17 protein-coding genes are annotated in these 17,859 nt (G+C 54.7%); 7 read left to right on the top strand and 10 right to left on the bottom strand.

Annotated elements, in window-relative coordinates; all coding sequences use genetic code 11:
• Positions 1-37: 37 nt before the first annotated feature.
• The 6 genes from DL86_RS18060 to DL86_RS18970 all read left to right on the top strand — a co-directional run bounded on the left by DL86_RS18060 (position 38) and on the right by DL86_RS18970 (position 6,221).
• Positions 38-598: a recombinase family protein gene (locus DL86_RS18060; protein WP_036264453.1), complete on the top strand. Its 561-nt coding sequence runs from the start codon at positions 38-40 to the stop codon at positions 596-598.
• Between the two features lie 399 nt (positions 599-997).
• On the top strand, positions 998-1,363 hold the full coding sequence (locus tag DL86_RS18055) for a helix-turn-helix domain-containing protein (RefSeq protein WP_156964740.1): 366 nt from the start codon (positions 998-1,000) through the stop codon (positions 1,361-1,363).
• Between the two features lie 148 nt (positions 1,364-1,511).
• On the top strand, positions 1,512-2,057 hold the full coding sequence (locus tag DL86_RS18050) for a hypothetical protein (protein WP_036264451.1): 546 nt from the start codon (positions 1,512-1,514) through the stop codon (positions 2,055-2,057).
• A 191-nt stretch (positions 2,058-2,248) separates the two neighbouring features.
• The gene (locus DL86_RS18045; RefSeq protein WP_156964739.1) at positions 2,249-3,256 is read left to right on the top strand and encodes a hypothetical protein; all 1,008 of its coding nucleotides are present in this window, start codon (positions 2,249-2,251) and stop codon (positions 3,254-3,256) included.
• A complete protein-coding gene (locus tag DL86_RS18040; RefSeq protein ID WP_156964738.1) occupies positions 3,237-4,703 on the top strand; it encodes a hypothetical protein in 1,467 nt (488 codons plus the stop codon). Before DL86_RS18045 ends, DL86_RS18040 begins: the two co-directional genes overlap by 20 nt.
• A gap of 237 nt (positions 4,704-4,940) precedes the next feature.
• Positions 4,941-6,221 carry a hypothetical protein gene (locus DL86_RS18970; RefSeq protein ID WP_051953723.1) on the top strand — a complete coding sequence of 427 codons (1,281 nt, stop codon included), beginning with the start codon at positions 4,941-4,943 and terminating at the stop codon, positions 6,219-6,221.
• Between the two features lie 529 nt (positions 6,222-6,750).
• Here the strand turns inward: DL86_RS18970 and DL86_RS18030 are convergent.
• The 3 genes from DL86_RS18030 to DL86_RS18020 all read right to left on the bottom strand — a co-directional run bounded on the left by DL86_RS18030 (position 6,751) and on the right by DL86_RS18020 (position 10,281).
• Positions 6,751-8,316, bottom strand: coding sequence for a DUF6538 domain-containing protein (locus DL86_RS18030; protein WP_156964737.1), 1,566 nt, complete (start codon positions 8,314-8,316; stop codon positions 6,751-6,753).
• Positions 8,317-8,530: 214 nt separating this feature from the next.
• Positions 8,531-8,716 (bottom strand): hypothetical protein, encoded by a 186-nt coding sequence (locus tag DL86_RS18025; RefSeq protein WP_036264443.1) that lies wholly within the window; start codon positions 8,714-8,716, stop codon positions 8,531-8,533.
• Between the two features lie 746 nt (positions 8,717-9,462).
• Complete coding sequence (locus DL86_RS18020) at positions 9,463-10,281, bottom strand: hypothetical protein (RefSeq protein ID WP_036264440.1); 819 nt, start codon at positions 10,279-10,281, stop codon at positions 9,463-9,465.
• Between the two features lie 413 nt (positions 10,282-10,694).
• On the opposite strand from DL86_RS18020, the gene DL86_RS18015 reads away from it, so the two are divergent.
• Positions 10,695-11,525 carry an AbiJ-NTD4 domain-containing protein gene (locus DL86_RS18015; RefSeq protein ID WP_036264438.1) on the top strand — a complete coding sequence of 277 codons (831 nt, stop codon included), beginning with the start codon at positions 10,695-10,697 and terminating at the stop codon, positions 11,523-11,525.
• Positions 11,526-11,550: 25 nt separating this feature from the next.
• On the opposite strand, the gene DL86_RS18010 is transcribed toward DL86_RS18015, so the two are convergent.
• The 7 genes from DL86_RS18010 to DL86_RS17980 are packed head-to-tail and all read right to left on the bottom strand — an operon-like array spanning position 11,551 to position 17,845.
• A complete protein-coding gene (locus DL86_RS18010) occupies positions 11,551-14,415 on the bottom strand; it encodes a tape measure protein (protein ID WP_084573016.1) in 2,865 nt (954 codons plus the stop codon).
• Between the two features lie 12 nt (positions 14,416-14,427).
• Complete coding sequence (locus DL86_RS18005) at positions 14,428-16,029, bottom strand: terminase large subunit (protein ID WP_036264434.1); 1,602 nt, start codon at positions 16,027-16,029, stop codon at positions 14,428-14,430.
• Positions 16,016-16,423, bottom strand: coding sequence for a phage terminase small subunit P27 family (locus DL86_RS18000; RefSeq protein WP_036264431.1), 408 nt, complete (start codon positions 16,421-16,423; stop codon positions 16,016-16,018). Before DL86_RS18000 ends, DL86_RS18005 begins: the two co-directional genes overlap by 14 nt.
• On the bottom strand, positions 16,420-16,737 hold the full coding sequence (locus DL86_RS17995; RefSeq protein WP_084573015.1) for a phage head closure protein: 318 nt from the start codon (positions 16,735-16,737) through the stop codon (positions 16,420-16,422). The genes DL86_RS18000 and DL86_RS17995 overlap by 4 nt, the downstream gene beginning before the upstream one ends.
• On the bottom strand, positions 16,734-17,150 hold the full coding sequence (locus DL86_RS17990; protein ID WP_156964736.1) for a DUF3168 domain-containing protein: 417 nt from the start codon (positions 17,148-17,150) through the stop codon (positions 16,734-16,736). The genes DL86_RS17995 and DL86_RS17990 overlap by 4 nt, the downstream gene beginning before the upstream one ends.
• Positions 17,147-17,557, bottom strand: coding sequence for an HK97-gp10 family putative phage morphogenesis protein (locus DL86_RS17985; protein WP_036264422.1), 411 nt, complete (start codon positions 17,555-17,557; stop codon positions 17,147-17,149). Before DL86_RS17985 ends, DL86_RS17990 begins: the two co-directional genes overlap by 4 nt.
• The gene (locus DL86_RS17980; RefSeq protein WP_036264420.1) at positions 17,558-17,845 is read right to left on the bottom strand and encodes a head-tail connector protein; all 288 of its coding nucleotides are present in this window, start codon (positions 17,843-17,845) and stop codon (positions 17,558-17,560) included.
• Positions 17,846-17,859: the final 14 nt, after the last annotated feature.

Raw genomic sequence — 17,859 nt, 5'->3', positions numbered from 1 at the left:
ATGGTCTAGAGCCTATTGAGACATTGGAGGGTTTGAAATGGCCACCTACGGATACGCCCGCGTCAGCACCACCGATCAAGATTTGACCGTTCAGCGCGAGGCCCTTGAGCGCGCCGGGTGCAGCATTATCAGGGCAGAGAAAGTCACCGGCACTAAGCTTGAAGGCCGCACGGAGCTTCGGACGCTTCTAGAATTCATCCGCGCTGGCGACACCCTTGTCGTGACTCGCATCGACCGTCTTGCGCGATCCATAGGCGACCTCGCGGGCATCGTGAAGGAAATCGAAAGCAAGGGCGCGGCGCTCAAGGCCACAGAGCAGCCAATCGACACAAGCACGGCGGCGGGCAAGGCCTTTCTCGGAATGCTCGGGGTGTTTGCCGAGTTCGAAACGAACATCCGAAAGGAGCGGCAACTTGAGGGCATCGCTAAGGCCAAAGCGGAGGGCGTCTATAAGGGCCGCAAGCCGTCAATCGACCCGTTGGAAGTACGGCGGTTGCGCGATGAAGAAAAGCTTGGACCAAGCGAGATTGCAGCCCGGCTCAGGATTGGCAGGGCCAGCGTCTATCGGGCCTTGGGCGGTGGGGAGGCGCACGGGTGAGGGGGGAGGAAGCGCGCGCGAATCTTTTTCGTTGGGGCGAATATTTAGCTTGACATACAAATTAGTTTGTTAATTATAGGAAATTCCCGGACCTTTCCGGGTGCCGAGTTCCTTTCCGAGGGAGCCCTAAAGGCGACAAAAAGGTGTATCGGGTCGGCACTAAAGTGGGGAAGCACGTTAGCCGCGACGCCCGACGTAACAGTGGGGTGCACGCAATAGCGGTCAGAAGTCCCTGCAAGAGGTGAGGTTCAAGACCCCGCCCACAGACGTAACCATTCTGTCCAAATCCTGCGGGTCTCGGGATAGGTTTCGACTGATAAGCCACGATGGCGCAACCGGAATGCAGTCTACCCGCAGAGAGATCACATCATGAAATGGAGCGATAAGGAGCGCGCCCGAATGCTAGTTCTCAAGCGGATCGTTTCGGCGTTCCGTGAGATTGACCTGCACATGCAAATGACCACCGCACTGACATTGCTTGAGATAGCGAAGGACGAAGGCGGCAACTTAGATGCGGGAGGCAAGCTGGACTTCGGCCCAAGCGTCACGCAGCTAGCGGCGCGGGCGAATGTATCTCAACAGTCGATGACGCATCTCTTGCGAGTCCTTGAGACTGGAAAGGACGCGCGAGGCTACGGTCATGGCCTCAAGTTCATCGAAACATTCAAGGACCCTCAGGATGCGCGGACTAAGCGGGTCCGTCTGTCGGACATGGGGCGGCGGTTCTTGCGCGACGTAATCACCGCTGCGGAGCCTAAGGTTTAGCAGCGTCTGAACGCCGACCACAATCATCAGCATCACCACAACCACCACAACCACCACAACCGCGAAACAGGCTCATAGTGGGCGCGCGAGTTGTAGCCAGAGCGGCGGCCTCTGCATTCTGCATTGACGCAGCCAACAAGGAGTTAACATGGACGAATACGATGCGACTTACGACGACGAAACCGGCAATTGGGTTGACAGAATGCTTGCCGAGCAAGCCAGAATACCGAGTTGCGATGCGTGGGTAGGACCAGGATCGACGGCGCAAGGACGGCAAAAGTACTACGTAGTTGTTCGCGACGAACGGCCCAACTGCCGCGGCGCTGCTACAACGGCTCTGGAAGCGGTCGGCGCGGCTGACGGCGGAAGCACCGCAGAGAGCTTGCTCTTGGAGGCATTAACGGCGGCCTTGGATTTCATTCGGGCGGGCGGAGACATTAGGATCAATCTGCCGCCTGACTGTCCCCTTGGCAATCCGTTCGAGCGCCTTGAAGCGCTCCGGCGGAATCGCTGGAGGCAAGAAGACGGAACCACGGTTCAGGACGTTGAAAGCTGGCGCGCTCTCGGGCAGGCCTACAAGAAGCACGAACGCACGTCCGGGGTTTCGGTCAACCAGGGGTGCGACGAAATGGCGGAAATCTTGGTGGGCGCGGTCCTAAGTGATGCGGCGCGGGCCATGACTGCGGCGTTCTAAACGATAGCCTAAGGGGAAGGAACAAAGGGCCGGTGTTTGCAAAGAGCATCGGCCTTCCTTCCGCCCTCCCGCTGAACGGCCGCCATCCAAGTTTTTCTGAGACAGGCTGTTTGGGCGAGGCGCGGTCAGGTCAATTCACGCGCTTTTAATGTGAAATAATCGAGCGTTCCACAACCCCATGAAAGGCCAGCTTGCTGGCAAGGAGCAACCCCCTGACGCGTCCACCCCTGAACTCGAAGAAAGGCATCAAGCAGCGCGCCGAGGCCATCCGCAAGGCCACAACGGTCCGCAAAGACGCCGACGCCCGATGTTTGGTATTCCCGTGCAACCACCCACCTCTAGACGCCACAGAGCATGGCATAGGGCGGCTCTGTCGGGTGCATCGGGACCACTACCGCAGACACGGCCACCCGACGCGTAGCAGCCTCACCGCCGCACAATTGACGCCCTATCGCCGTGCAGCCTTCGAGTGGATCAACGCGCAGCTTGCGAGCAAAGCGAATGTCTCGGAGTTCTTCGTTGTGAACGCTTTGAGGCGGATCGAAGGGCGGCTTGAAGCATCGGGGCAGGTTGTCGAAGCGAGCGATATCCGCGCAATGTCCCCGGACGACAAAGCGCGGGCCGTGTGGGCGCGCATTAAGCGGCGCGAGGTTGACGCGCGGGTGTTGCTTGCCATCGCTCTTGGCGTCGAAGCCGCCTTGGCGGAAGACCCGGACCCACCGAAATGGCTCGGGCCGCTCAAATTCCGCGAATATGCTTTCGTGCAGATGGCCAAAGTTCTCAACCAGATCGGCGGCGGCATTGTGAAGCGTTGGAAGCGAACATCCGCCCCCGACAAAGTCCAAGAGCTTCGCGGCTTCCAAGTGTCAATGGGGCGGGTCCTTCGGCATCTCGGGGCGGCGCTATCTGAAGATGCTGAATTGGTCACAGCGGACCACCTGAAAGACGTGCTTGCCATGAAGCACGCGATTGAGGACCGAGTCACGGCGAAGGGCGAGAAATGGAAAAATAACTTCCTCTCGCGCCCCTATCCGCTGCGGTTCGCCGTCAAACGGGATGTCAGCGGCAGTGGGCGCGCGGCCATTGTTTCAGTGTTTGAAGATGAACCGCCCCGCCACCCGAACCGGTTGCGTGAGCCGAAGTCGGTGGACGTGAAGGAGACGCCGCAAGGAGCCAAGCTTGAAATCCACCGATACTAACGACACCCCAATGACCACGCCGACCCCGGCGGCAACCATTAGCGGCGCACGCTCTCAGGCATGTCCCGATGCCAGCCATAGAGCATCCAACGTTCACGCGGGCAATCGCCAGCTTGCTGGCAATCGGTGGCTCGATCAATGGAGCGTTGCGCAAGGCGAGCCATTGCGTGCGCTAGTGGACCTGATCCAAGTGGCGCTCGCGTCCTTCGAATTGCGCGATCTTGATGAGAACCGGACGGGGGCGCGCAAGAGGCGGCGCAAAGGCGATGACGCGGAACGGTTTGCGGCGCTGGTCGAAGCGATCATTGTGGAACTCGCCTATGCTGTCCTCATGCCTCCCGCGTCTGGCTGCCTTGCGGTCATGCTGAGACATGGTGGGCGGGGCTGGCAGGGCCAGTGGGGAAATGGTCAAGGAACCCGCTACGGCAACCCTGCATTTGGGAAGGGCCTTTCGCCGCTCTTAGGAAGGCTACAGGCTGTCGATGTTCTAGCGTTGCGGCTTGGCATCACGGGCGTCTCGGCAACTACCGTAGCGCCTTCCGCGTGGGTCGCCAGCATGGTGGAAGGCTTTGGGGTGAGCCTCAAGGACTTTGGGCGCGATCCCCGCGAGGAAGTCATCGTCCTCAATCGCAACACTCCGACGCTTTCATGGGAGAGCGGGGGGCCGGAGCGGATAACACAGCGCGAGCGTGTGGATTACAGGGACACCCCCGACTCCCGCACTTACCGGGCCGAAGTCCAGCGCATCAACGCCCACCTAGCGTCCGCCAATATCGGCTTCGCAGAGGGCAATGCACAAGGTGCGGTCGGGGTGGACCCCTTCAAGCGGACCTTGCGGCGCTACTTTGTCATTGAGGGCGATGAAGGGCCGCGCTTCGACCGCATGGGGCGTCTCTTTGGGAATGCCTTTTGGCTCAACCTTGCGGGTCAGCGGCGGGGCGGCATTCGCATTGACGGCGAGCCCATTGCGAACCTCGACTTCTCCAGCATGTTCCTTCGGCTTGTCTATGCGGCGGCTGGCGAGGAAGCCCCCCAAGGCGATCTTTACGCCATACCGGGATTGGAGGCGGTGAAGCGGTCCTTTGTGAAGTTCGCCGTCAACTGCTTCTTGTGCGACCGGGGCGAACGCCGTGCTTGGCCTACGGATGAACGCCACAGCGCGCCTAAAGGCCTGACGCCTGGGATTGTCCGCAAGGCGGTCCTTGAGGCTCACCCGGTGTTGAGGGGCGTGGTCGGGACGGGGGCGGGAATGGAATTGATGATGACCGAGAGCCGCATCATGGTCGGCGTGCTCTTGCGCCTTGTGGATGGCGGCGTGACTGCCTTGCCCTTGCACGATGGTTTGCTTGTAGCCGCCGCGAAGTCGGAAGTGGCGCTGCGAGCTATGCAAGAGGTGTCCGGGGGTGTTGTGGGTGTCAGGATGCCTGTCACTTGCAAAGCTGTCTAAGGGAACGCTATCTATTGTTCACCCCAACCAATGAGACTATCAGAGGAGGACCTATCTACTCCTTATATGGGACCCATAAGGAAACACGTTAATAATTCAGTTACTTACGGAAAACGGAACGGGGCTATTCGTTCCGTAGGGGTTCGCTGGCCGTTGCCGATGGAAGGCGCACCTATATAATGGCGCAATGCCGCGCGGCTCTTTATGAAATCCGTCTACGAACATTAGGATCTGTGAGTGAAAATATTTTGGGCGTGGCAATCGGACTTGCCGGGGAAGATTTCGAGGCATTTCATTCGTTCCGCGCTCGAAGAAGCTATCGCGAACATCAAGGAAGCGAACGCCATCCAAGAGCCCGACGAACAATTTCAGGGCGGGATGCACCTTGATCATGACAGGAAGGGCTTGAAGGGCAGCCCAGACTTGGCGGCAGAAATTCTGAAAAAGATAGAGGAGGCGTCCGTGTTCGTGGCCGATGTGACGCCAGTAGGGAACGGTCCCGCCCGAAAGGTCGACGACGGAAGCACGTCCACCGGCAAGCGGCTCATGAACCCTAACGTGGCGATTGAACTCGGGTTTGCTTTGCGCACGCTGGGGACAGAAGGGCTTTTGATGATTCTGAATACGCACTATGGCACCCGCGATAGCGTCCCTTTTGACCTCGCACACAAAGGAGGCCCAATCCTCTACATGCTTGCGCCCGAAGCGACGCCTTTGGAGATTGCGACCGAGAAAAAGACGCTCGTCGGTAAGTTAGTCGCGGCGCTGAGTCTCTACAAGCCAAAGGAGGAAAGGAAGCTATTCGCAGAGACACCCTTCACGTCCTCTCGCGCTTTCTTCTTCAACAACGGTGACATTCTGGCCGAATCCCGCTCCATTTTTCACGAGATGCAATACACAATGCCTCACGGACCCGCGTTCTATTTGCGCGTGATCCCCTGCACCGAACTTCCGATGCCGATTGCCGTGGACACGCTGTTACAACAACATCCAAGCGACTGTACGTTTGGCCTCAGCCGTGGGGGCATACCGAGGGTGAACCAGTGGGGCGTCAACGTCTTCGACTCGCGTGGGGACTGCGACAGGATCGACAGCTTCACCCAGCTGTTTCGAAACGGTGAAATTTGGGGAGTGAACAAGTACATTCTTGAGGGCGGAGAGTCAGAGGAACGCCAGACGATATCTTCTTTCTCGATGGAGCACACCTTCCACCAAACGCTCCCAAAATACCTGACGTTCATGAAGGATGTCATGAAATGCGAGCCACCTTACACAGTCGAGGCGGGCATCGTCGGCGTGAAAGGCCGCGCTCTAATGATCATGCAGCATCGGACAACGTCGTCTGGCAATATGTATGAGGATGTCGTCTGGCTAAGACTAATCTTGAACACGGCATCGGCGGATACGTGGGACAAATTCCTTTTGACGTTCTTCGAAAAGGTGTTTAGCCAAACGGGCAAGGTTCGTCCTGACGGGCTTTATGGATTTCCTGGATCCGCGCCGTACCCGGACAGATGAGCGGCCCGCGTCTTATTGTCGCGTCCAGCGGCTCCGATGGACTGAACGCAAGTCCCCCTGACCATGAGCCCGCCTCCGACCCCAATGACACCTCGCAGCGGTCTCGCCTTCAACCGCACCCCAGCATCAAGCAGTTATCTATAGCGCGCGCTACTTGCTTCCGCTGCCAGCCAATCATTGCGGCGGCCTTAGGGAGCGGCTTCGGGACCACCTTCGCACAATGCATCGGGCGCTGCCCAATAATTTTATCCAGGGCCTTGGCGGCATGACGTACTGAGCGGTAGGCGGGTGTCCTGTCCTGGTTGGGTGATCCTGGTTTCGATGACAAGGAGACGGGCACTGATGGCTTCATTAAGGGGCATTGGTTCTGCTACGGATCGAAGGCTGTCCAATGGCAGGCCGGGGGAAGCAAGTCCGCCCTCCGCCTGTCAGGCCAGCTTCGAGGCGTCTTAGTGAATGCAGAGCGGGGCCGGGCGGGCCATTGTTATCATGACGATAAGGACATCTTGCAGATATTTGGCCTTAATTATTAGTCAGTTAATGGCTCAAACCGGGGGATTTTGCAAAGCTCTCGATGAAGAACCGGGGCAAGCCGCGTTCCGTATTGACGGGCGACTGTCTTGGCCGCGTGCCCAGTCAAGGCGTCCGAGAATTTCTCTTCGACGGCGTGCAAGTCGCATAGGGTCTTGAATAGGTGCCGCCAGCCATGGTTAGGCTGAACGTTAGGATCTGACACCCCACAGTCTGCCCGGACCCATGCAGAGATTTTCCCGCTGACGCTCTGCGCACGGCTCTTTGAAATGCCGTCAGGATGTTTCGGGTCCGGCGCATAGAACAGCGGACCGGGGGGAGCCGCCGCGATCATATCAAGAATGCCTTGCTCGATTAGGTGAGGGTGCAGCGGGATTGTTCGGGGTCTGCCGGTCTTAGTTCCGCCCGCGTCCGGCGTTACGTGCATGACCCATATGCCGCCGACCTCTTCGAAGTCATCCTTGCGCAACTGCGTCATCTCTGTGATACGCGCGCCCGAGTAGGCACAGAGCCAGGGGCACCAGCGTTTCGCCAGCACGTTCTTTGCCGATTGACGGCCTCGGACGACTTTAAGGGTTGCCGAAAGGATTGCCTTGGCTTCCGCTTCCGTCAGGTCTTTGGCGCGCGGCTGGGGCTTCGCAGGGGCGCGGACCCGCACGCCTTTGGCCGCGTTCCCATTAAGCCGGTTGTTATCGACGCCCCATTGCAGGACCGACTTCACGGCCGCGATGTTTGTCTTCATGACCGAGTGCGGGTCTCGCTTCAAGACGGTGATGAGGTGATCTTTCCAGCGGATCACGTCGCCTTGGGTGATCTTGGCTGCATCGTCGTGCCCGAGGAAAGCAATCAGGTTATCGACGATTGGACGCCATGCCCGCACAGTGCCGTCATTGTCGGCGCGTTGCCGCTCCGCTTGCCAGCCTTCGAAGAGGGCGCGTAGCGAGGCTGGGGAATGCTGGGCACCGACCGGGGCTTTAGGCTCTTGCCATTCGGGGAACCGGGCGGCGGCGGGGTCAGGGGTGTAATCGCCTTGCGCGTTGCGGGCCAGACGATCCGTAGCTTGCATCGTGGCGTCCGACACTGCGGCCATCACGGCGGGGCGTTGGGCAGGCGCGAGGTCAATTCCCTCTGCGACAAGAAGGCGATCCACGTAGCCTCCCATCCAGCGCTCTAAAAGTTCGCCTTCGCGGTTTTTCGCCTGAATGCGGCGAATGTTGCCCCATGTGGAAGGCTCGTGCGGATTGTCTTCGTGACGCTCAACCCATGCGCGATAGACCTTCCCGGCGAAGGCGATGATTTCCTTTTGGGTGAGGCGGCGGACGCCAGTGCTTAGACCAGCCAGCGTGCGGGCCACGTCTGCGGCGACTTGCGGGCACAGCGCCTTCGCTTTTGCAGGGTCTGCCGTGCCGAGGGTGATCCAGATTTCCGCCTTGCCGAAGCCGCGCGGCCAATGATCGCGGGGAATAGCTGCGAGGGTGCGCTTCTCTGCGGCGGTCAGGCGGCGGCGATAATGCCAGTTGCTGGAGCCGGTTCGCTTGGTCGGGCAGGGCATTTTGAGAACCATTTGTGTGTCGCCCTTGTGTAACAGAAGGGCGTCTGGGTTCTCTATAAAATCAACAAGTTGCTGATCTTTCAAGGCGTTTGATGGTGCTGCGAGACAGGATTGAATTCTACTGTCAATTTTTATTATTGTTCATAATCAATCACTTAGTGCTGCTAGAAGTCGAAAAGTGTTACATCGGAATGGCGAGTTTTTGTTACATTTTTGGACAGCCTATTTATTCGATGTCCCGGATTTGTTCACGATAGATATCCCCAATGTTCGCGAGCGCCATTTTGATATCATCGACGCTCGGCTTCCCCGTCTCGGGGTCGCGCTCCAGATGATAAATCGCCTCAATCAAACTCCAGTACGTTTCTGATTCGAGATAGATCGAAGAGTCAGCTTCTAATTTCGGTTTCATGTATTTCTCCAATGTTGATGCGCTTAAGACGGGTGTTTGTCGCATATCCCGGAAAAATATCAAGTTAAAATTATGTAATGTATAGTATAAGTAAGTACTTACTTAGAATATATCTAAACAATACTAAAAGCTTTCCAGGTGCCCGCGCAAAATCGATTGATTAGGTATAGCGCCGCCCTCATCCTTGTGCCGAAAAATAGCCTCGATTTACAAAGGCTCTAGGAAGCCCGCTGACAGGAATCTTGTGTTTCGGCTATGGTGGTAGCTCTTAGTTCTTTTTGGAGCGCCTAGACCCCTGTTTCTATTGATCCTGAAAGGCGTTGAGAGCTTGACCGAGGCTTGAAAGTTGTTCCGGGCGGAAAAGAGATGGTTTTCGTTCCGGGGAAGCCCGGAGCTAACCGCAAGGGTTTTGAATCTCCGAGGATGGTTCGAATTAATTCTCTCCGGAGATTCAATTTGACCTAACGAACGAGGGCGGGACGTGAGCGAAGCGAACGAAGCCCGAAGTTCGATCGCCGCAGGCGATTTGAAAAAGCCTGCGAGCCTTAGTTTAAATTTATTATCTAGAATCTAGTATATCTCTTATAGGACAAATTTTTGATTTTTAGGGCTATACCCTTTGCAAAATAAGTCTGTTATTTATCAATGACTTAGCCGGAAATTTGGACATATTTTTGATTTTTAGGGCTATACCCCCAAATGCTCAGAAACTCGATTTAGGGGTATAGCCCTTAACGGCTTAAGGGCTATACCCCTAGCGGCTGTTTCGGCCATATTCCGGCGGCCTCAAGATCGGCGATAATGCGCATTCGGGTTTGAGCTTGGCTTTTCGTCGCGCCTTTTCCGTGCATAGCCGCGATCCTACCAAGTCCCGCTTTGTCGCCATACTCACGGATCGCCCTTTGGCGCGCCAGCCACCAGCCGATTAGCTCATGCGTGCGTTCGGCGATCTGTTCGAGCATGGGCGACTTGGTTTTCTTTGCGCACTCAGCGTTGAGCTTCTTAAGCAGTTTCGTGGCGTCTTTACTTAACTGCTTTTCAAAGCCCGCCGAAGATGCTTTGTAAGCGGCGCGCTCAGCTTCTTTTTCGATGCGCCAGCATTTCCGATTTTCGGCGCGTTCAATCTCTAAAGCGGCGGCGCGAGCTTCAGGCGAATACTTTTTTATCGCGTCTTGAACCGCGCGCCTTTGTTCAAGGATCACTCGACGCCTTGCAACATCCGGTTGAACAAGTTGAGGCTGCTTTGCTTCGGGCGTCGGCTCGAGATGATCCACTGCGCTTGAAGTGAATTTGGTCGGGCTAAGCGGCGTCCGCTTAGCCCTTATGCGATCGGCGATTGCATAAAATTCCGCATATTTTGGGTTCTTGCGGGCGCGGGCTTCTAATTCCGCGTCGGATTCTTCAGGCTCGACAGGCTCGGAAGCAATGGAGTCTGGAGACTCATAAGAATCAAGTTCTGCAAGCGCCGCTTCAAGTTCGGCTGGATCAAGCTCTTTAGGCGCTGCTACTTTTTTGTAATTTGTCTTGAAACCGCTCGGAATGCCGCTATAATACAAATCGGTCACTTACTTAGACTTCCTTGGTTGGTGATTGACATTGAAATTGAGCCTTCTTTGTTTTTGGTTTAAGCCCTGGACAGTCTCGTCAACTGTTCAGGGCTTTATTATTTCACATATAAAAATCGATTACAATTTGAATATTTTATTGTAACGCTTCGGATTCTCGCTATACTAATATCAGATTGTTTCTTCCGGTTATTTGTTCACTGGAACTCTCAGTCGGCATTTCTTGGATTCCCAAAATCTCCAATAATAAGAACCCCGGATCAGAAATGATCCGGGGTTTTTCTTTGTTCAACTAAATCGATATAGCGCCGCACCAAACCGATGCATAAATTCATGGTGCGGCGGGGTGTCGTAGGCTAACGGTTGGCGTCCTGCCGCTAGGATTTTTTTGGCGTGATAAAAAGGCTATTAGGATGACGTCATTTTCAGAGCGAATGGGTATTACTAAGAAAAAGACGATACAGATTGCTGACTTAGATATTGATCTTAGAAATTCTCTCTGGAATGTTTGCAGGCGGTATTTTTTCACTAAGACTCGCGATCACTTAGCAGCGGATCATATGCATTCTATAGCACGATTAATGTATATATTTTACTTTAAGCTTCCCGTCGATAGCCTGCCCCGTGTAACTGATTCATTTGTAAAAAATGTACTTGGGCATTTTCAACTTGCGCAATGGTTCGATGTTTTGAATATTGTCGAGTTTCTTCGTACTAAATGTCTATATGAAATAATAAAACAGCAACAATTTGAAAGCGATATTAACCGGGTTCTTGAAATTGAAAAATCCGCCTATCGATTTATTGCTGGCAAGTTAGCATCTATTACAAATGAAATTGAAATGCAGGAGCTTGAACAAGCAACAAAGCATATCGATCGCTTCGGGCCGGTTTCCGAGCATGTCAGAACAGCATTGGAGTTATATAGCCAAAAACCTCAGCCTGATTATCGTAATAGCATTAAAGAGTCGATTTCAGCGGTAGAGTCCGCAGCAAAAATCGTTACAGGTCTAGCAAATGCGACGTTAGGTGCGGCTATTAATGAAATCGATAAAAAGCATTCGTTGCATAAGGCATTTAAGAGTGGGATAATACAACTTTACGGTTACACAAGCGATGAAGGTGGAATTCGACACGGCTTGAGTGAGGCTGCAAATATAGACGAAGCAGATGCTCGTTACATGCTTGTGAGTTGTAGTGCTTTCGCGAACTACCTAATTAGTAGGTATGATAAACAGCCGTGAGGGAATCTCTCGTTGCGTCGAACCGTTACCGGCTAAAAAGTCCGCCCGGCCTCATTTGCTGCCGCATTTGCTCTATAACCAACTGTTTTGTAGTTGCCTCGACATGGCGAGAGATTTGCGTCGCCAGATCGCTATTTTGCGCCGAAGTCCCGCCGTTAGCGTTCACAGTGATCTCGTTTTTCAGATTGACGTTCTGAGTCGTCATACCGCCGCCCGAAGCCATGCTTGGCGCTGATCGCATCGACGGCGCACCAACTAAGCCGCCAGTTGCGAACTTCGGAAGCTTCCCCGAATTGATCGCCTGAAGCAATGGAAGGTTTTGCTTCGTCGCATCGGCGCGGACAACGAACTCGCCATTCGAAACCGCCGCCAGAATCGAATCCGATTTGCCTGTACCTGGACCAGAAATTTGCCCGCCATTCGCGAACGCCGGAATGTGAGTCCAGCTAGGCGCGCCTGAAGCCTCGACATGCCCGCCATCGGCGAACCCAAGCATCTTACCAAGCCCGCCAAGCAAGCCGCCTGTAGCGCCGCCGCCTAGAAGTCCCGCTAATGGTCCCTCGCCAAGCAACGCCGCCTTCAAAACAGCCTTCTCAATCGTCTTAGCTAGATCGCTGAAAATATCGCCAAGGCCTTTTCCGTCAACAATTAGATCGCTCAAAGACTCCGCGACAGATGACTTAAAGAACTCGGCTTGCTGCTTCGCTTGCTCTTGCGCCTTGGCGTAGTCCGTAAGCGCCTGCTTACCTTGTTCGATCGCCGTAACATTGTCACGGATAGCTTTACCTTCATTCGAGGTTGCATCGACGTGCTGCTTCGCTAGCTCGATTGCAACGCGCTTTTCAGTATTAGATAATCCGAGGGTAGTTACCTCGGATTCGGTTGTTCGGCGTTCTTCCTCTAGGCTTGTAATCTGGCGCTTGATAATATTTTCGCGCTTCTCTTCGTCGGTCTTTGGCGCTTTCTTGGTCGAGGCTTTCTTCGGCTCTTTCTCGGATTCCGAAACCTTATCTTCGTTCGCGATCAGAGTCGCCGCATTGGTTTTCGATTCTTCGGGACTCAGAGCGCCGCCAGCTTTCTTTGCGGCGTCGCGAAGCTCTTTGGCCCGATCTTCAAGCGCCTTTTCCTTCGCCGAAAGTTTGCTTCGGCGCGTCTCTTCCGCAAGAAAATCCTTGTTCGAGGTTTGCTCTTTCTGGAAGCCCTCGAACTCGGCGACGCCGGTTTGATTCGCGTCATGCGTTTTCGTTTCAGCGGCTTGCGCATCGTCAATCGCTTTGCGGGCGTTTAGAGCCGCTTGCCGGACGGTTGCGAGCTTCTCTAGAAGGACGTTGAAGCTCGAGAATGCCGATGCAAAATTTGGGTTTGCATTACCCATATCGATCAGGCTTTGTTTCGCCGCGAACGCCGCTTTTTCATCGCCGGAAAGAGCAGCTTCCAAAAGTTTCAGTGCGGCCTCTTTCTCGCCATTCGAAACTTTTGTCGCCCCGAATTGTTCGAGGCTCTGAATCATGCCGCGAAGCTGATCGGAAAGGTTTTCAGACTCTTGGGCGAATGTCGCGAGATTGGTGTTTTCGGTCGCCTGAGTCACTTCCGTAATTTTATGCGCGGCGTCGCTCGCGGCGTTGCCTACTTCACGAATGGCAGGCGTCGCGCCAGTCGCCGAAGCTTTCACGTCGTCAAGCGCCTTGGCGTACAAATCGTTTACGGCTTTGCCTTCGGAAGCCTTCGACGCAACGTAGGTGATCGCCGCCGCCGCTCCAAGCAAAGCTAAGCCGATAGGTCCGCCCGCAATCGCCATTGCGCGCCCAAAGAGCGCCACTGAAGCCGTTGCAACGCCTGAAGCAGTCGTCAGAGCGCCCATGCCGACAACGCCAGCGCCAAGCCCGCCCACAAGCGCCCCTAAGCCGCCTAGGGCAGGCGTAATGCCAGCCGCAAGCAACCGAACCGCCAAGATCGAACCAAGGGCGATTGCGCCATTAGCAACGGTTCCGAAGTTCTCTGAAAGGCCATGAATTGCAGCCGTCGCAACGCCGCTAGCCGTCTTGATAGCATTCGAGGTTCCCACATATCGGATTGCTGCGGTTTCGAGTTGTTTGAAGCTCTGACCGATGGTGGTCGTCGTCTTTCCGAAGGCGTCATTGATTTCGGTCGATGCGCCTTTTAGAGCGTCAAACACTTTCTTCGATGTAAGTTCGCCAGCGGCTCCCAATTCCTTCAGACCGCCGACCGTCACGCCAAACGATTTGGCGATAGCATTGGTTAAAAGTGGCGCATTTTCAGACAGACTATGAAGTTCGTCGCCCTGAAGCTTTCCAGAGCCTAGAGCCTGACCCAATTGCAAGATCGCCGATGATGACTCTTCGGCGCTGGCGCCCGCGATCTGAAGCGCCTTGCTAACGGTTTCAGTGACAACGCTAACATCGGCCTGCGAAGCGCCAAGCTCTTTCGAAGCCCTCGATAGAGTCGCATACAAGCTTGCGGTCTCAGAGAAGCCAGAGCGCGACCGATCGGCAATCCCGGCAACCAATTCGGTCGACGCGGAGGCTTTCGAAACGTCGCCTATCGCCGCGCCAATTTTATTGCTGGCGCTAACCCAAGCGTCGGAATATTTCGCAACAGTTTCGACACTCAAAGCCGTTGCGATGCCAGCCGCCGCGCCTTTCAAACCAAAACTATCGGCGAACGTTGATCCTAATTTATGCGCTTGCCGGTTGACGCCTTCAGCGGCTTTCGCGAATGAGTTTTCGAGATTCTTGGAGGCGCTTTTTCCGCGACCTTCAATCCGAGCCCAATTATCGTTTGCGGTCTTAGACGCCTTCTGAAACGCCTTCTCGAAATTCGAGATTCTGGCTTCCAAAAGTACGGTAAGTTGTTCAACTTCACCTGACATAAAATTCGATCCCTAAAAGAATAAGAGCCCATCGGGGCGTTCTGAAATATCGGAATAAACGCTACGTTCATCGTCGCCGGAAAAAGCTCTAGCAACAGCCATCGCCGTAGCAACAGCGCCGTCGATTCTGTCTCGACTCTTGCCTTTGTTGAACGCGCGATTTCCCGCGCTATCTTCAGTGCAAGCGATGTTGTCGAAGTTCCAACGAAGAACTGGATGCCCGCCATGCTGAAACTTGCCGGAAAGAATCGATCTTTCTAGCTCCTTGATCGCCGGTGCCATCGAAACCCAACCTTGACGAAACTCAACAGCCGCAAATCCATCTTCCAAAAGATTGTTCAGCATGTTTCGCGCAAGGTGCGGATCGAAGGCAATTTCTCGCACGTCGAAGCGCTCGCATAGATCGCGAATCGTTCCCTCGACATATCGAAAATCCACAACGTTGCCTTCGGTCGGCAGAATGAATCCGTCTTCCGCCCATGTCGGATAGGGAACGCCGTCTTTGTCCGCGCGGCGTCGAAGATTATCAGCTGGACAAAAGAACCAAGGATGCACGATATAGCCGCCCTTGCCGTCACGCCAAGCCGCAACAATGCATGTCAGGTCGCCATTGCTGGAAAGGTCGACTCCAAGCCAGCATGGTTGACCTGCCAGCGCATCAAGATCGATCGGCGCGGAACCCTGATCGTAAATTTGCATGTCAACAAATGGGTCGCTCGAATGATCGAGCCAAATATTCAAATGATCGTTTTTGAACTTCTCGCGTAGGGCAGGGCGGTTTTCAGCTTCGCGCGCCTCTTGGCGTAGGGCGTCAAGATCAGGATAGCCAAGCGCCAGACCGGGATTGCATTTGAACCAAACATCTTCGTCGCGCCAATCCGCGTCTTGGGCCGTCTCAAACAGGATTGGAAGCGTTCCAGCGTCTTCAATTTCGCCGCGCGCCACCTTGCGGGCGTAGTCGAAGATTTCATAGGCGACGTTCTCTTGCCCACGTCCTGCTTGTGAGATTGTTACCGAAAGCGTGCCAGATGTTTTCGAGAGTCCGGTACGCAAAACATCATATAGCTTTCGATCGCGCCAAGCATGAATCTCATCAAACAAAACGAACGAAGGCGTCCTTCCGTTTTGCGCCGCCGCGTCGGAAGAAACCGCCCGAAGATTCGCCCGGCTCTTCGAATGGATAATTTGATGCCGGTAATCTAGCATCCTGACGACGGATTGAATCCGCTTGTCGGCGCAAACAATGCCCGATGCTTCCTCATAGGCGATGCGCGCCTGATCGCGGTCATAAGCGGCGCAAATGATCTGACCGCCCGGAACCTTCTCAGGGCCGATGGTATGCAAGAGTCCTAATGCAGCGCCTAGCGTCGTTTTTCTAGCGCCGCGTGGCACCATCATAACGACGTTCTTAACGATGCGCGTTCCATCGGGCTTGCGCGGGCCGTAGATGCGCCTGACGATCCTTTCTTGCCAAGGATCAAGCTGGAAGCCTTTGCCCGTCTTAGGATGCTTTAAAGCCCGTAGAAACTTGACCGCGCGCTCGCCAAATCCAAACGGGTCATCGATAGGGGAATCATCAAAAATCCACGCCGGATATGAATCAGTCCAAGCCAAGGTCGTCTTCGCCTTCGGGCATTTGATCGCGAACGCTAGGACGCGAGCGACTAACGGGCGTCAATCCAAGTTCGTTCGCTAAGAGCCGCGCCGTAGTTTGCGCCGCGTTTTGGATGCCAACAGCCGGATGCCGTTTGATTCCGTGCGGCGTGACGACGGTTATTCCGTCCCGGCTGATTTGTGTCTGGCATTCTCTGATCGTTCCAACGGAACAACAATAGCTTTCGAGCGTCGGCAAATCCGCCTCGGTCAGAACATTTCTTTCGACAAGGATCGGCGCGACGCGCTTCCATTCCGATTTTGCATGACTCGAAAGCCAAGCCGGACATTTGGGGATATTGTCCAGGGTGCTGGAGCCTTTGACGATGTTCTTTGGTCTACAGCCTCGGGTCACTTGCCTTGCCTTTCAACGGTGATATTCCAGCCGCGCCTGCGTTGGATTTCAGAAAGCTCTTTTATTAAATACGGTTTGTTCGCGTACATAATTCGGTCATCAAGGGTTATGTCCGCAATCCAACGGATTCTAAAAATCAATTTGGAGTCCGTAATCGAGCCCGAAGCATGTTCAACGGAATCGATCTTTTGGTTGAATATTTGGGCGCGCGCCAAGACGTGCGGAGTCCAAGTCTGAATCACTTTTCCGAGCGAATTTGTTACGGTTGTCGAGCGCTCGACAATGATCGGTCGATCTAATTTTCCAGCCATCATTGTGCGGATTCCTGTAAGAGCGCTTCGGCGCCGATAACGGCATGGGCGTGCTGCCCGCCAGGATCGGCGCCGAAGCGCGTTGAGGCTATTTTGAAATCGACAACGCTATGATCCTGCAAGGTCAGAACAACGCCGCGTAGGGCTTCCTGAACCGCGCCAGCAATGATCTTGACCGAAGAAAGATCGCCCTCATTTGTCCAAACGTGAAGATCGCTGAAAACTCGAATCACGCGCCGGTCATAGGCTGTGTCTTCCAAGACCGTTTGACCGTCGCCGATGATAATGCATGGGAAGATTTCAGGGCGTTGTGAACGGTCAAAGATCGCTTCGGGTGCAACCATAGCCGCTAAGGGGAGATTGGCTATCAGGACGGCTCTAATGGCTTCCTGAAGGGCAAGAGACGCCTCGGTCACGCTGTCCAGCCTTCCCGAACGGATTTATTAATGGAAGTCGTTATGCGGCGCTTGATCCGGTTCTTTAGAAGGCGATAAGCAGGCCAGAAAAATGGTTGTGCCGCTGCTTGCGCCGTCCCATATTCCACGAGGTGTGAATAACGACCTTCCTTATCCCCAACAGTGACCGCAATGGCGTTCTCAGGAACAAGCGTAGCTCCGCCCGGTTGCGAATAAGGGGGCGTGGTTTGCCCGCCTAAGGTTACATGAATCGAGTCGATCAAAGCGCCAGTGTCTCGCGAGGGCGCTGCAAGGGCTTTCATTGCCGAGGCGAGTTCGTTGCCGGATTTGGCGAGGGCAGGCTGTACGGCTTCCCTGACGCTTTTGGGGATGGATGCGAGACGCTGGCGAAGAGATTCGATGCTCATTTAAAATTCGAATTCCCGGTAGGGCAAAAGAAGTATAAAAACGTCGAATTGAGTCTCGATAGTTGCTTCGTTGTTCGAACTCTCTCGATGTTCATAGAAATCCGCCGCAAGCTTTCGAACTGCTTCCCGAAGAGGATTGGGAACCGGTAGCAAAGGATCAAGCGGAAGAATCCATGTATCAATCCACTCGGAAGCTGCGCTGATCTTGCTGTTTAGAAGTTCATCATCATCGTTGCCGATGATATTCAAGTGCGCTTTCAGATCAGCAAGGTCGATATAATCCGTCATTTCAAAGCCTTAAA

The organism is Methylocapsa aurea (assembly GCF_000746085.1).
Classification (GTDB): Bacteria; Pseudomonadota; Alphaproteobacteria; order Rhizobiales; family Beijerinckiaceae; genus Methylocapsa; species Methylocapsa aurea.
Note: the sequence above shows the minus strand (reverse complement) of the source record. Positions and strands in the feature narration are given on the sequence as shown.